Below are 14,782 nucleotides of genomic sequence, written 5' to 3'. Positions count from 1 at the left end.
GGGCGAGATTTTTACAGTGTGCCTGCGCTTTCAATCTATAGCAACTCTCTTTAAGGGCCTGTTGTCGCGGATGCCACCGGCGGTTTCACCTGGGTATTACCCGCGAGGTAGGCAATCAGATCCGCAAGCTGCTCTTCGCTCAGTTGATCAAGTTGACCTTCCGGCATCAGGGACAGTTTGGAAGCAGTCATATCGTCGATCTGCTGACGATCGAGCACGAGCAATTCATTCTGAGTCTGCAAGGTCAACTGCTTGTCAGTCTTTCTGACCACGTTTCCGTTCAGGACACGACCATCGGTGAGCGCGACCACCACCATTTCATAGCCTTTGGGAATGAGAGCAGAGGGGTCTACCATATTCTCCAGCAGATAATCCATATTAGCCCGATTCGCTCCCGTCAGATCAGGGCCGATCTGACCTCCACTTCCAAACAGTCGATGACATTTCGCACAGGTTTTTTCATACAGAACCCGTCCGTGCACACGATCGGCTTTTGCCAGTCGTTCTGCCGTCAGTAACGCCTTATAGCTCTCGATCTGGGCTCGTTTCTTTTCAGGGGTTTCCCGTGTCTGCCCCCAGACCTGATTCAGTTTCTCAACCACTTCCTTGTCCCGGAAATTTCGGAGCTGACGCACATGAAATGCGGAAACATCTTCCTGGGGAACCTGTTTTTTATCGATGGCATTCAGCAGCAGTAGAACATATTCCTTACGACTGCTGACGGTATCAAGCAGCACCTGTCGTCCTTCATGCTTGATACTGCGGTAGCGCCCCAGCATGCGCTGGATTGTCTGGGGATCGTAAAACCGTGCTAACCCTCGAAATGCCAGTGGCTGAAGTTCCGTCGTATATACCGATTTCTGAATAACAGATAACAGGTCTTTGTCCTGAGAACTGTTTAATAATGTTTCGAATGCCTGGTAACGGCTTTTCATAGGCTGCTCAGAATCCAAAGCAATTTTCTTGAGCGCATCCATCGTCTGCCCATCACCAAACACAACAGATAATTCTGTAATTTGCTTCTGCAAATCTTTGGAATCAGTCCTGGCTGTTGCCTGCTTAAATGCCTGCCAGTTTTCTGGTGCCTCTGCTTTTAAGCGGCCCTGTAAGGCAGCCTGAATCCCTGCTAACAGATCCTGCTGTTTCGCAGTGTCTTTTGTATCAATCGCCTGCTGGATCAGCTGTACCACATACTCTGGATGCTGATCAATGTCCTCTGTCAGGCGTCGTGCCGCCAGTTGGCGCACCAGTGGTCTTGTTGCCTGACTGAGAAACTTTAATGCGGATTGACTGTCCCCCATGACTGCTGGCTCAATTCCATACCAGAGCATCAGTGTGAAATTTCGGTCTTCAGTATCCTGTGGGTTCTGATCAAGGGCAGCGGCAATTTCCCAGCAGTCCTGGGGAGCCAGCGACTGCATTGCCGATGCCAGATAGAGTCGTACGAGTCCGGAAGTTTCGGTGCGTGCTAACCTGGCAAACTGCTTTACCGCCTCTGCAGGAACTTGACCGTCATCAACCAGATAGCGAATCGCCCAGATGCGAACGTGCTCACTGGGATCATTCAACTGTTTCGTCAACCAAGCATCGTTCACTTGATTCGTACAATAAAGTGTCCACAGAGCACGCAGCCGACGCGAAACCTCTTTCGAAGTATTATAGATTTTTAACAAGTCCGCTTTCGCCTGGCTCCAGTTCTTGGCAGTTCCCGCACGTTCTGTCAGAATCCGGCGGGCATGACGGACATACCAGTCATTGGGATGCAACTGCAGCTTCACAAGTTCACTGTCTGACAACTGATTCAGATTCAGCTTTTCAGGTTGTGGCACATCCCCATAGGCAATTTTGTAGATTCGACCACTGGTACGATGCACGCCATCGTGATCATGACATTCTCCCAGATCCGCCCAGTCGGTGAGATAGACACTGCCATCGGGTCCATATTTTAATTCGGTGCCTCGAAACCAGTCTGAACCGGTCAACAGAAAATCAGGGCGATGAGTTCCGACATATCCGGAACCTTCTCGCTCCAGCGCATCATTATTCACACGATGTCCGTGCGTGTTACACAGGAACAGGGAGTTGCGGTATTTCTGTGGCCAGTTGTCGCCCAGGTAAATCATGCCGCCACAATGACTGTGTCCCCCTCCCAGTTTGCCATGAATGCCGGAGGTATCCCGGGAATCAGTCCATTTTCCTGATGAGCTGTCCCAGTGATCGTGGTCCGCGCACTTCGTCATCAATTCGTAAACATAAGGGTTGGGATCGCTGCCGTGCCCTGACATGCGAATGTAGTGAGAACCGGGAATCATATGCCAGAGATGACCATTCACATTATTCGTGAAAAACATCTGGCCATACTCGTCATAGTCAAAGCCCCAGGGATTGGTCGTACCAGAGCTGACTTCTTCCACTTTATGGCTGACTGGGTGATAGCGCCAGATACCACAATGAATCGTAGTGCGATCTGCAGGTACTGTTTCAGGAGTACCAACGAGTGAGGAGTCCGTGATTCCATGACGCCCGTACAACCAGCCATCAGGCCCCCAGGTAAGACCACTCACAATGTTGTGTCGGACGGTTTTATAGTTCCAGCCTTCCAGCAGCACCTGCGGTTTACCATCGGGAACATCATCGTGGTTTTTATCTTCGTAATAGCGTAATTCGCCGCGGCACAAAGCCCAGACACCATTCGAACCGACGGTCACACTGGTTAAAGGTCCTGGTCCCTGCCAGAAGATTTTCCGTTTGTCCATTTTGCCGTCGCCATTGGAATCTTCCAGAATAACAATCCGGTCTTGATACTGATCATCAAAGGTCCCGCGTTCATAGCTGAAACATTCGGCAACCCAGAGTCGACCACGATCGTCAATCTCAAAACCGATTGGTTGGTGCACGTCAGGTTCGCTGGCAAACACGGTCACTTTGAACCCTTCGGGAACCGTCATGTTTTTCACAGTCTGTTCCGGCGAGGTGGCAATATCTTTGGGATCTTGTGTGTTGCGAATCGGGCTCTCTGCCAGAGAGAAATCGCCCGGTAAACTCAGCATTGAGTAGGAGGCGAGGAGACAGATAAAAAACCGGAGTTGATCGTGTAAGCGCATCAATTACCCTCTGAGTCTAATAAAATGGACAGCCGGATATTAATAGATATCACTTATGCTATAGCAGGTTTAGACCAAGAGCAATCAAATCAGGAAAATAGTTTCTACAAAACAGGACAAAGCGCTGAGGGCTTTTTTACTTTTCGAGAGTGTCAAACATCTCACGAAATTTCCCTAGAACTTTTGTCACAGCGGAAGAAAGGGGACCGTTTAACATCGCACCGGAGGCCTGTCGGTGTCCCCCCCCTCCAAATGATTCTGCTACTTTAGAAACATCCCACGCAGTGCGGCTGCGAAAACTGATTTTCACCTGTCGACTGCGCTGTTCAACCGCAATAAACGCTGCCTGGGTTCCCGCAAGTGTAAGACAGTAATTAACAAGTCCTTCCGTATCAACGGGCGTGGTCCCTGTCGCACTGAAGTCTTCGCAACTGACGATCGTGTACGCCAGCAACCCATCGAAGTCTGTCTGCACCTGCCCCAGTACTCGCCCCATCAGTCTGAGCTGGGGTAAGTTGTTCTGTTCATACAGCAACTCATAGATCTGATGTGGTTCAGCCCCCGCTTTGATCAGTTCACTGATAATCTGCATGGTATAGGCGGTGGTGGAAGGAAATCGAAACCAACCTGTGTCTGTAGCTATTGCAGCATACAGCAGGGTGGCGATCTCAGGATTCAGACTGCAGTTGAGAGCACGTCCCAGATCGTACACCAGACAGCCAGTGGCAGGGGAGGTCACATCTTTGAATTCTTCCGCCCCCAGAGAATCTGAGCTGACATGGTGATCGATGATCACTTTTTTTGAATCCGTTTTTCGATAGAAATTAGCCAGTCCAGGCAGTTGAGACCAGGCACTGGTATCGAGCACAATGTGCACCTCCGCCCATTCAAACTCAGCCGTTGATACTCCATCTCCTACATAACGGACTTCATGTTCCTGAACCAGAAATTCCATGCTTTTGGGATGAGCAGAAGGATTGATGACCCGGACATCTTTCCCCAGTTCCCGGAGAAAACAGGCCAGTGCCAGTTCAGAACCAAGTGCATCAGCGTCCGGCCGGACATGACAGGAAAGCAGAAACTTCTGATGTGCATGAATAAGTTCACAGAGGGGGGCCCAGTTAATCGTACTCATTCATTTTTCCTGCTCTGCGAATTCCGGCTGCATCCAGTGAGTGGTTTCACTTTGTTAACTGGCCATCTTAGCGCATTATTGGAGATCTATCCATTGACTGGCCAGCTTTTTTGCTGATTCGACATCAATCAGAAGTTGCGTTTTAAGCGATTCAGCATCGGCAAATGTTTGAGTTCCCCGCAATTGATCCAGAAACTGAACCTGCAGCTTCTGCCCGTAAATATCTCCAGAGAAACCAATCAAATGTACTTCGACCTTGGTCTCATCAGACTGAAATGTGGGATTCCCCCCTATATGAATGGCAGCCGGGTACTGTCGACCTGCGATCTCCCCGACTCCACAATACACACCATCTGCGGGAATCAGCGTTTTAATATCGGTAAGATTCGCGGTCGGGAAGCCCAGCATACGCCCCCGCTCGGCACCATGGCCAACCGTTCCCGAGATCTGATAGAGGCGTCCCAGCATTCTGGTCGCCTCTCCGATTTCTCCCGCTTGAATGGATTTACGAACCTCAGACGAAGAGATCATGCGCGAACCACAAACGGTTGGTTCAACCACTTTAAAAAACATTCCCGCCTGCTCACACAAATGACCTAATAAAGCAACGTCTCCAGCACGGTTTTTGCCAAAGTAAAAATTGGGGCCTTCCACCATGCCTTTGGCCTGCAGTTGGTCACACAGGACCTGTTGAAAGAATTCTTCCGCGGTCAGATTCAATAACGCACGATCGGTGGGATAAGCAATCACACAGTCCACGCCCAGTCCTTGCAGAACCTCCGCGCGTTGTTCAATTGTCATTAACTCTGGGGGAGCATGTTCGGGCCGCAATAGATGAATTGGGTGAGGATCAAAGGTAAAAACAATGGCGGGAATTTTTTGTGTCCGAGCATGCTGAACTAATGTCAGAATCATCAACTGATGCCCTCGATGCACTCCATCGAAGTTACCAATTGAGACCATGCCTCCCTGACAGCCGTCAAAACCTGCTAGTCCTCGTATTAACACCACTTAACCCAACAATTTATTGACTTTATTTAGAAAAACACTCTGGCCGGTACTCAGTTCGGGCTGTATCAGTTGAATCGGCAACAATCCAGAAAATGTAGAGTGATAAGTACCATTAGGCCCACAATATTGCTACTATTAAGCGTAGGGAAAGCAGTTTCCTTCTCCTTCCCCCATAAGCGCTTGAAGGTACGCGCCTGCGAACCTGAAACGCACTTGGTATCACCGACCATTGATGCCATCCAGTAACAGTCACACTTTATTATATCACTGGAGATAACGAAATGGATCAAAGCCCCATCAATCGAAGAGATTTCCTGAAAACCTCAGGAACCACGGCGGTCGCCGCCAGCACGATCGCCGGACTGGCTTCCGCCCCCGCATTGGGAGCCGGCAATAGTAATGAAGCAATTCGCATCGCATTTATCGGCCCTGGTGGTCGTGGATTTGGTGCCCATGTCAAAAAGCTGGTGCAGCTGAAAAAAGATGGCATGAACATCGATCTGATTGCCGTCGCTGATGTGTATTCAGAGCATCGAGACCGCACTGCCAATTATATCAAAAAAGAGCTGGGGAATGACGTCACTTCCTACGTCGATTACCGCGACATGCTCGAAAAAGAAAAACTGGATGCCGTCTGTATCGGAACTCCCGACCACTGGCATGCCAAGCAGACCATCGACTCCATGAATGCCGGTCTGCATGTCTACTGCGAAAAGCCAATGACCAAGAAAGTCGAAGAGGCTCTGGAAGTCGTCGAAACCTGGAAAAAAACCGGTAAAATCATGCAGGTCGGTGTGCAGTCCACCAGCCTTCCAGTCTGGGATGATGTGCGGGCCCGTCTGCAGGATGGACAACTGGGGAAAGTACTCCAGTTCCAGACCGAATACTTCCGCAACTCTTCCATGGGTCAGTGGCGGTACTATGCTCTGAAAAAAGAGATGAACCCACAGAACATCGACTGGAACCTCTGGCTCGGAACCAAAGAAGGTCTGGCCGAATACCAGCCTTTCGACCGCGCCGTCTACGCACAGTGGCGTCGATTCTGGCCCTTCGGTTCCGGCATGTTTACTGACCTGTTTGTCCACAGAACCACCGCCATGCTCAAAGCAACCGGTCTGCGTTATCCTGGTCGCGTTGTCGGAGCAGGGGGTCTGTACCTGGAATACGATGGTCGCGACGTTCCCGATGTGGCAACGGTTGCTGCTGACTTCAATGAAGGGGTCCAGGGACTGGTCAATGCCACCATGTGTAACCAGGAAACCCGCATCAAACAGATTATCCGCGGGCATAATGGTTCGTTTGTCTTTGGTAACGGCGAAGGGTTCGACGGGTATGATTTCATCCCTGAACGACCACAGGTCACCCGAGACAGTTCTCTGAAACAGCAGCGGATTGATGTCACTCCGATCAAAGACACAACCTATGCTCACTTCAAGAACTGGGTCGAAGCGATGCAGGCCAATGATCAGAGCAAGTGTAACAACCCACCTGATCTGGGTGCGGCAGCGATCGCCGTCGTCAACATGGGATCAAACAGCTATCGCAATGGTAAGGTCTACCACTTCGATGCTGATTCCCATGCCATTACCGAAGGCGACGGCAGCTGGTCGAAAAAATGGGAAGCCATGTCAGAAGCACGGCAGAAACCCAAACACATTCCAGGCTGGAAAGCCGGCGACAAAGGAAGTGTGCTGGAAGAACCCAGCTACATGACTCTCGCGGGCCCCTGGGTTGACGGGAAACCCCCGAAAAACAACCCTGACACCAACGCTGGTTAACCCCTGATTCGGACTCTTCCAATCCCGTATTCCTGCCTGGAATACGGGATTTTTTACGAATCATACATCCGGAATCAAAACTTCACCCCTCTTTTACATTCACGGAAGCTGCTATGAATCGTCTTATCGCAACCACCCTCGTTCTGCTGGCATATTTAACTGTTTCAGCAGGCATTCAAGCCAGTGAAAAATCGGGATTCACCTGGAAGGATCAGCCGGAAAAAAAAGTGGCCGATCTGTACTTTAACGGAAATCCTGTCCTGCAGTATGTCTATCCCTATGACGACTCATCGAAAGAGAGTTTTCACGATACCTACAAGGTTTTTCACCACGTTTACGGCCCAGGCAGCAAAAAAGTCATCACCAAAGGACCAGGCGGAAAATACACACACCACCGTGGCTTGTATGTCGGCTGGAATAAAACCAAATTTGAAGGCACAGAACTCGATTTCTGGCACTGCAAAAATGGCGCACATCTGCGTCATGAGAAAATGCTGGAAATGAAAGGGGGCCCCAAACAGGGCACGATGACTTCCGAAATTCACTGGGAAGATGCCAAGGGAAAACCTGTGATCATTGAAACTCGCAAAGTCACAGTCACCCCTGTTGAAGTCGCCAACTCAAAACTCCCTGCCTGGCAGATCGACTGGCAGACGCAACTGGAAAGCAAACGAGGCGAAATTGTTCTGGACGGAGACCGTCAGCACGCCGGATTCCAGTACCGGGCAGCCCAGGACGTCGCAGAATCCAACAATGCCACGTATGTACGTCCCGCTGGATTCCCACAGCAGCCGGCCCCCTTCCAGGTCTCTGACAAAACCGACCCCAATGGTCACACGAATCTGGGCTGGTTTGCCATGTCTTACGAAATTGACGGAAAACGCTATAACGTGGAATATCTGGAAGACCCCAGCGTCCCTGAACCATCACGTTATTCCGAACGTCCCTACGGTCGCTTTGGTGCCTTTTTTGACACAAAGTTTGATGAAAGCAAACCATTGGAAATGAAGTACCGGGTGATTGTCAGCGAAGGAAAAACTCCGACGCAGGCAGAGGTCCAGAAACATTACGACGAATTTGTCTCTACTTTGAAAAAACAGGACTAAGCATGCCAAAGCAGACAGTCGCCATTATTGGAGCCAGTGCGGACCGACAAAAATACGGAAACAAGTCGGTCCGTGCACATCTGAAACAGGGTTACGAAGTCTTCCCGATTCATCCGACCGAAACGAGCCTTGAAGGTCTAACCGTCTACCCCAGCCTGTCAGAGGTGCCAGTTGCTCACCTGGATCGGATCAGCGTGTATGTTCCACCGCAGATCGGGATCAGTTTACTGGAAGAAATCCAGGCGAAAGGCGCCGACGAAGTCTGGTTTAATCCGGGCAGCGAAAGTCCTGAGTTACTTAGGCGGGCCAGCGAACTGGGGCTGGACATCATTCGGGCCTGCAGCATCGTTGACATCGGCGAATCGCCGTCTGCTCATCCGGATTGAAATCAAATTGGGAATCGCGATTGAGCCCCGCTACCGGTTCGTATAGAATCAGAGTAGAGGTGGCATGTTTCCTGTTCAGGAAAACCTTATCAGTCCATTATCCAAAAAGTTTCAACCATGAAAAAATGTAGAGTCTGTAATAAACCCGCTGTCTACCACCTGACCGAAATTCAAAACGGGGAGGCACAGGCGCTTCATTTCTGTGAAGAACATTTTCAGGAATACATCAGTGGCCAGGCTCCCTCCGATGAATGGGAACCCCAGGACGAGGCAACTCTGATCGAACTCAACTCACAGGACCTGGATCTGGACGAGGAACTGGAGTGTCCGAATTGCGGGATCACATTCCAGGAATTTCGCAGTGAAGGGCGTCTGGGCTGTCCACATGATTACATTGCGTTCCGCGAGCCCCTGATACAGCTTCTGGAAAATATTCATGGTGCGTGTGAACATATCGGTAAATTTCCCAAGCGGGCACCCACTTCCAGTCAGCAGCAGTACAATTTGATTAAGCTCCGCAGGGAGTTGACGGCTGCGGTAGCGGAAGAAAATTACGAAGCCGCCGCTTCCCTCCGCGACCAGATTTCCAAACTTGAGCAGGAAGAAGAAAACGAGTCATCTGAGACGGATTCTCCAACTGAATAACGCGTACAGTCTGTCTCAGAATTTCGGGGAGCGAACGAAGAAATCTTCGAGAATCCCGCTGAAAGTCAGACTTTTTTCTCATCTGCGATTTGTATCAACTACCGGAAATCGTTAGTATTCCCACTGAAAGTAACTCCATCCGGGGATGTGGTGGAATTGGCAGACACGCTAGATTTAGGATCTAGTGCCGCAAGGCGTGCAGGTTCAAGTCCTGTCATCCCCATTCGAATAGCACTGATGCCTGCCTGGTATCAGTGCTTTTTTATTAAGACTGCTTCTTCTCCAGAATTCGCACGACCTGGGCGTAAGTGTCTATTTCGATCAAGTCGCCGGTCTGGATTTTTATCGTTGCTTCTCTCGTGCCAATTAAGGTCGGTTTTTTCAATTCCCGCGCCAGTATCGCAGCGTGACAGGCAATACCGCCATCATCAGTTACAATCGCACCACACTGCTGCAGTAAAGGCATCAATGCCGGATTGGACTGGATCGAAACCAGAACCTCATCAGGCGAAAGTGTCAGTCCCAGCGCATCCAGGCTGAGAACCACCCGTGCCCGCCCCTGAAAAATTCCCGGCCACGCGACTTGTCCTGTCAGCTCGTTTTCGTTGGTGCGGACCTGAAGGTTACGCTGCTTCGCCAATCGAGTCAGTAAATATCCGGTCTGAGAAACCAGGTGAAATGTTTCCTCACCATCAATGACCTGAAAAATGAACCGTTTGCCCTCCCTGATTGCTTCGTATCGGGATTCCAGCAGTTCGCGCGTTACGGTTCCTGATTTCAACTCACTCCACAATATCAATTCGCAGGCGCAATCCGGCTCAGCAAAACCGAGTTGCTCTGCGGTCTGAGAGGCCAGAGGCTGCAGGATATTTCGTTCAATCACCGGATACAGAGAATGGGAACGAATCTGCTCTGCCAGAGACCGCACTTCAGGGTCATCAATCTGACAGGCTTCAATATAGATGAGAACCCAGGCAGGAAATACCGTCGTATGCTGGGCGATGTCAGCAAACAGGTCTTCGAGTTCTGCCAGGTTCTCAAATCCACTCAACCCCTGTTCGATGACAGGTGGTGCCTGTGCATAAATTCCAAGCCCATACCTTAAGATGCGGAGAAGTTGCTCACGATCATTCTGAAACAGATCACTGATGCGCTCGAGAAAGGCTTCACTGGAACTTTGAGTATAAAACATATTCATCATCCCGGTTTCATCCTGAATCAGCAACGCTTCATTCAGATGTGCGCCCAGCGTATTGTCCGCGTGTTTCGCATCCATCCAGTAAGGGAGCAGGGAGGCAGCCAGCAGGAAAAAAGGACGACGAACGCAGAATTGCCATCCCTGCGAATCATCAAACAGCCGCTTATTGTATTCCGGCGCCAGGGTCGTGATCGGTCGCGCCTGTAAAACCTGAAAGTCCCCATCCTGTATTGCCCATTCTGTATCAATGGGATGACCGTAGTGCTCGTGTAACTGGTTCAACAGGGCGGAATACTCGGAAACCTGTTCTTGCGTGATTTTCGGTTGTCTGCCTCGACCATCGAGTTCCTGCCAGACTGGTTTCGAGTTCCCCTCAGCGATCCACAATGCTTCTTTCTGATCTCCGGTAATTGATTCCAGAATCTGACGGGAACCCCGCTCGACAACAAACTGATCCGGAGTGATACGCCCGGAAACGATCGCTTCCCCCAGCCCCAGGCAGGCTTCAATTAATTGAATTTCAGGTTCCTGGGTAACAGGGTGAACCGAAAACCCGATACCGGAGATCTCACTCTGCACCATCTGTTGCACAACCACAGCCACAGAAATTTCTCCCGTGGAAAATCCATGACACCCGCCATAAGACAACGCTGACTCGCTAAACAGAGACAGCCAGCAGTTCCGGATTTTATCAATAATTTCTTCGGGAGTGACATCCAGAAAGGTCTCCAGTTGTCCCGCCCAGGCACTGGTGGCACTGTCTTCACACGTCGCACTGGATCGGACCGAAACACGTGGCGCTGCTAATTTCTCTGCTGCGATCAGCACCGCTTCACAGATTTCAACAGGCACCTCAACGGCTTCAACACAGGATCGAATGCGCTGATGAGCCTGTGAATAATCGATCTCATTGGATTTCGATGCCTGCATAATTTCAAGCATCGGCCGCTGGAGTTCCGTTGCAGAAAAATAATGTCGGAAGGCAGCGCTTGTTACAACAAAACCAGGGGGAACCGGCGCCCGTGCCCGCATCAATTCTCCCAGGGAAGCTCCTTTCCCTCCCGCTTCAGCTACCAGCGAGGAGTCCAGCTCTGAGAGTTGATAAATAAGACGGTCCATTTTTTCTCCTGATTAAATCAATGGAAGCCAGTTTCAGGATCACTTACACAGAATCAGTAAAGAAGTAACGAATTTAATTCCCAATGTTAACTCATCCCCGAGTTTTCACGTATCTGATTGCACTTCGAAAATAAACGACTTTGATCACTTCCCCTCATCAGCGAATAAGGACACACAAGTATCCTCTGTCTCATGCGATTTCTGTTGAAACGTTAAGAAAATACCGTTTCCAATGATAGAATCGATTAGTCTGCGGGATGGGCGAACTCTAAACCGTTAGTATACATTATCTTACCAATGAATGTTTTGATTATTCAAAATTCTTAAATAAAAACGCCGCATTTAATTATAATTCTTAACAAATGAGGTTGCGTGAGCTTCACACCAGTCACATAATTAGTTGGCACTGTTAAGTAATATTTACAAACAGTAGCAAAACTGATTTCGCCAGTTGCGCGCTCCCATCAACGAAACACCAGTCACGTCCATTCTTCTGAGTTCTATTTCTTTCTTCTCATTCTATGAAAAAGGCACTTTCATGCGCACACAAAAGTCACGGAAACACGGTTTCACCCTGATTGAACTTCTAGTGGTGATTGCGATCATCGCCATTTTAATCGCACTGCTGTTACCTGCAGTACAACAGGCCCGCGAAGCAGCCCGCCGCAGCACCTGTAAAAACAATCTGAAACAGATGGGTCTGGCACTTCATAACTACCACGATACACATCGCGTATTCCCACCAGCTACTATTAATGCTGGTCTGACGGGTTGCGCTAGTGTCCAAGGCTCATCTCCAATCCTGAATCATACCTGTTATCAGATGATTCTACCGTACATTGACCAGGCAAATCTTTATAACCAGTATAACTTCAGCCTCCCAAGTGGACGCGGAGTTCACTCAGGTTGCACTACAGCTGCTCCCACTACAGATCAAACATCCATTGTTACATCGCCGGTCCCTGTATTTCTCTGTCCCTCGGATCCCGGGAATCCATCACAATCTGTTACATCAGGTACTTACCATGCGACTCCCGGCTGGCGGACCAGCTATGGTGTAGCTACTTATCAATACGGCGCCAGTATGGGTAGCTGGGAAAGTAATACCAGCATCGAAAAAGGGGTATTGGGGCGTAACGGCGCTGCCAGATTCCGCGATATCACGGACGGCACCAGTAACACCATGATTTTTGTAGAAACCCCGTTGAATAAAACGTCAACCAGCTATGGTCCCTTCTGGAATGCAGCGGCCCATACGTTTTTCATTACACCAGCAAAATTGAACTATACGCTAAACTTCAACTATGATGGAAACAACAAACAATATGCCTGGGGCGCAGGTAGTCACCATGTAGGTGGTGGTCATATCCTTTTGGCTGATGGGGCCGTCCGATTCCTGAGTGAAAATGTCGACCGTGTCGGTGTTGTAGCCGCTTTAATTTCGGTCAGAGGTGGAGAAATCCTTCCTGAATTTTAAAGGAATGCTCTTTTAGTCATTCTTTGTATCGTCTGAAATACCGCGATGGAAACTTTCCATCGCGGTATTTCTCTCAACGAAAGCCTGCAGATAGTTTCAGCCTCTCATACTTCTTTAAAATAAGATTTCTATATCATGCTCAATGTTTGCGTACCACAACGAGTAAACTCTATCCTCTTTACTATTTTGATCTTTTCGGTTTCAGGCTGCGGCAGTGGAGGAGAACCTATCCCCGAACTCGCTCAAGTCACAGGCGTCATAACCATGGATGGTGCGCCCCTCGAAGGCGCAAAAGTTATTTTTGAACCACAGCAGGCCACTGACAAAGCCAGACGCCGTGCATCAAGTGCAACCACGGAAAGCGATGGCTCTTACACGCTCCAATATAATTCGGATGCCTCCGGGGCGACACCAGGAAGCCACAAAGTTTTGATTAGCAAGATGCCAGATGACCCGGAGCAAGCAGGGGAACAACTGATACCTGCTAAGTATAACAACAAAACGGAGCTGACAGCTGAGGTCAAAGAAGGCGACAACAGTTTCGACTTCGATTTGAAATCAAAATAAAATTACTCGGCTGACAGGCTGGCTGGTTGCGGGACCGTCAGCTCATCTGCCGGCGTTTCGACCGCGGCAACATAATGACTGCTGCGTAACAGGAAGCGTTTCTCAACCAGATTCCACATCAGGAACGCCCCCACCGCAGTCAGGCCGATGGTTGTCAGCAGAAACAGCCACGGGCGTTCTGCAAACCAGCCGGAGTTCAACAGTAGCTGTAGAATCGGGAAATGCAGGATGTAAACGCCGTAGGAAAAGTCACCATATTTTCCGAAGTTTCCCGCATACAGAAACAATCCGAAAAAGATAACCAGCGTCGCCAGCGCAGCCGGTTGCAGCCAGGGCAAAGGAACGACAACCCCATCAACCATCAGAATGACAGCAGCCACTATCGCAAACCATTTGACATTTCGTTCAAAAAAGTTCAAATAGTAAAACAACGTCGCCCCCGCCATAAAGAAACACATCTGTCCCGGCAGCTGTCGTGCCAGTCGCGCGTAGAACTCTACGCCCGTCCTCGCAGAAGCAGTCAGCAGAAGTTCGCTGTAGCCAATTGAAAGCAGGTAAATCAGGAACAGGATCGGCAGCCTGGGGAATCGTCGAAAGAAATAGACCAGTACAGGCACTGCAATGTAAAACATCGCTTCCACTTTGAGAGTCCATAACGCGCCGTTCACAGCTGCATATTTATTGGCTTCAAAAACACCCGGCAGAGAGGGGTGCAGAAAATTCAGAAACGTGAGGTTAGCAGCCAGGTACTGTAACCAGGCGTATGAGAAATACTCTTGCACCAGCTTCTGACTGACCAGAACCAGAAAAACGGCTGACAATATCACCACTGTGAAATAGGCCGGATATATTCGCCGAAGCCGTTTGCTGGCATAAGATTTCAGCGAAGAAGACCGTTCATAACTCATGACGATCAGAAAACCGCTGACAACAAAAAACCCCTGCACGGCCACTTTAGATGACAGAACTCCTGCCAGAATAGCCAGTTGCCCGAAATCGGAAACATCATATGCGTGCACCACGCAGACCATCGAGGCAAACAGTAACCGAAGGAGATCGAAGTTATTTTTTTTCAGGCGAGGATGATCGAGGGGCAGCGAATCCATTTTCTGTCCCGGAGTAGAACTATAATAACAGTCATCATACTCCTCAGACTGTCGCTGAACTCACCCGTTCTGTCAAGATAAATAATCGGCTCTCAATTAGCTGCGCAAGGTGAACCTCTTCGACAAACCGGAATATCGAATCAAATCAGC

Annotated in this window: 11 protein-coding genes and 1 tRNA gene; 7 read left to right on the top strand and 5 right to left on the bottom strand. The window is 49.6% G+C overall.

Annotation, left to right across the window (positions count from 1 at the left end):
- Positions 1-50 precede the first annotated feature (50 nt).
- The 3 genes from GmarT_RS11560 to GmarT_RS11550 form a co-directional block, all read right to left on the bottom strand.
- Complete coding sequence (locus tag GmarT_RS11560; RefSeq protein ID WP_149302727.1) at positions 51-3,104, bottom strand: PVC-type heme-binding CxxCH protein; 3,054 nt, start codon at positions 3,102-3,104, stop codon at positions 51-53.
- Positions 3,105-3,240: 136 nt separating this feature from the next.
- Positions 3,241-4,239: a DHH family phosphoesterase gene (locus GmarT_RS11555; RefSeq protein ID WP_149302724.1), complete on the bottom strand. Its 999-nt coding sequence runs from the start codon at positions 4,237-4,239 to the stop codon at positions 3,241-3,243.
- A gap of 75 nt (positions 4,240-4,314) precedes the next feature.
- On the bottom strand, positions 4,315-5,247 hold the full coding sequence (locus tag GmarT_RS11550; protein WP_230682334.1) for a bifunctional riboflavin kinase/FAD synthetase: 933 nt from the start codon (positions 5,245-5,247) through the stop codon (positions 4,315-4,317).
- Between the two features lie 284 nt (positions 5,248-5,531).
- Here GmarT_RS11550 and GmarT_RS11545 point away from each other — a divergent pair, with 284 nt between their 5' ends.
- The 5 genes from GmarT_RS11545 to GmarT_RS11520 all read left to right on the top strand — a co-directional run bounded on the left by GmarT_RS11545 (position 5,532) and on the right by GmarT_RS11520 (position 9,388).
- The gene (locus GmarT_RS11545; protein WP_002649789.1) at positions 5,532-7,028 is read left to right on the top strand and encodes a Gfo/Idh/MocA family oxidoreductase; all 1,497 of its coding nucleotides are present in this window, start codon (positions 5,532-5,534) and stop codon (positions 7,026-7,028) included.
- A 113-nt stretch (positions 7,029-7,141) separates the two neighbouring features.
- Positions 7,142-8,134 carry a DUF6807 family protein gene (locus tag GmarT_RS11540; RefSeq protein WP_002649790.1) on the top strand — a complete coding sequence of 331 codons (993 nt, stop codon included), beginning with the start codon at positions 7,142-7,144 and terminating at the stop codon, positions 8,132-8,134.
- Between the two features lie 2 nt (positions 8,135-8,136).
- On the top strand, positions 8,137-8,520 hold the full coding sequence (locus GmarT_RS11535; RefSeq protein WP_002649791.1) for a CoA-binding protein: 384 nt from the start codon (positions 8,137-8,139) through the stop codon (positions 8,518-8,520).
- 117 nt (positions 8,521-8,637) lie between these two features.
- Positions 8,638-9,165: a UvrB/UvrC motif-containing protein gene (locus GmarT_RS11530; protein ID WP_002649792.1), complete on the top strand. Its 528-nt coding sequence runs from the start codon at positions 8,638-8,640 to the stop codon at positions 9,163-9,165.
- Positions 9,166-9,306: 141 nt separating this feature from the next.
- A tRNA-Leu gene (locus GmarT_RS11520) sits at positions 9,307-9,388 on the top strand.
- A gap of 42 nt (positions 9,389-9,430) precedes the next feature.
- On the opposite strand, the gene GmarT_RS11515 is transcribed toward GmarT_RS11520, so the two are convergent.
- A complete protein-coding gene (locus GmarT_RS11515) occupies positions 9,431-11,482 on the bottom strand; it encodes a PEP/pyruvate-binding domain-containing protein (RefSeq protein ID WP_002649793.1) in 2,052 nt (683 codons plus the stop codon).
- 538 nt (positions 11,483-12,020) lie between these two features.
- Here GmarT_RS11515 and GmarT_RS11510 point away from each other — a divergent pair.
- Together GmarT_RS11510 and GmarT_RS11505 are read left to right on the top strand one after the other, a co-directional pair.
- A complete protein-coding gene (locus GmarT_RS11510; RefSeq protein ID WP_149302719.1) occupies positions 12,021-12,959 on the top strand; it encodes a DUF1559 domain-containing protein in 939 nt (312 codons plus the stop codon).
- 264 nt (positions 12,960-13,223) lie between these two features.
- Complete coding sequence (locus GmarT_RS11505; RefSeq protein WP_002647891.1) at positions 13,224-13,526, top strand: carboxypeptidase-like regulatory domain-containing protein; 303 nt, start codon at positions 13,224-13,226, stop codon at positions 13,524-13,526.
- Between the two features lie 2 nt (positions 13,527-13,528).
- On the opposite strand, the gene GmarT_RS11500 is transcribed toward GmarT_RS11505, so the two are convergent.
- Positions 13,529-14,632 (bottom strand): acyltransferase family protein, encoded by a 1,104-nt coding sequence (locus tag GmarT_RS11500; protein WP_002647892.1) that lies wholly within the window; start codon positions 14,630-14,632, stop codon positions 13,529-13,531.
- Positions 14,633-14,782: the final 150 nt, after the last annotated feature.

Source organism: Gimesia maris, assembly GCF_008298035.1.
Lineage (GTDB): Bacteria > Planctomycetota > Planctomycetia > Planctomycetales > Planctomycetaceae > Gimesia > Gimesia maris.
Note: the sequence above shows the minus strand (reverse complement) of the source record. Positions and strands in the feature narration are given on the sequence as shown.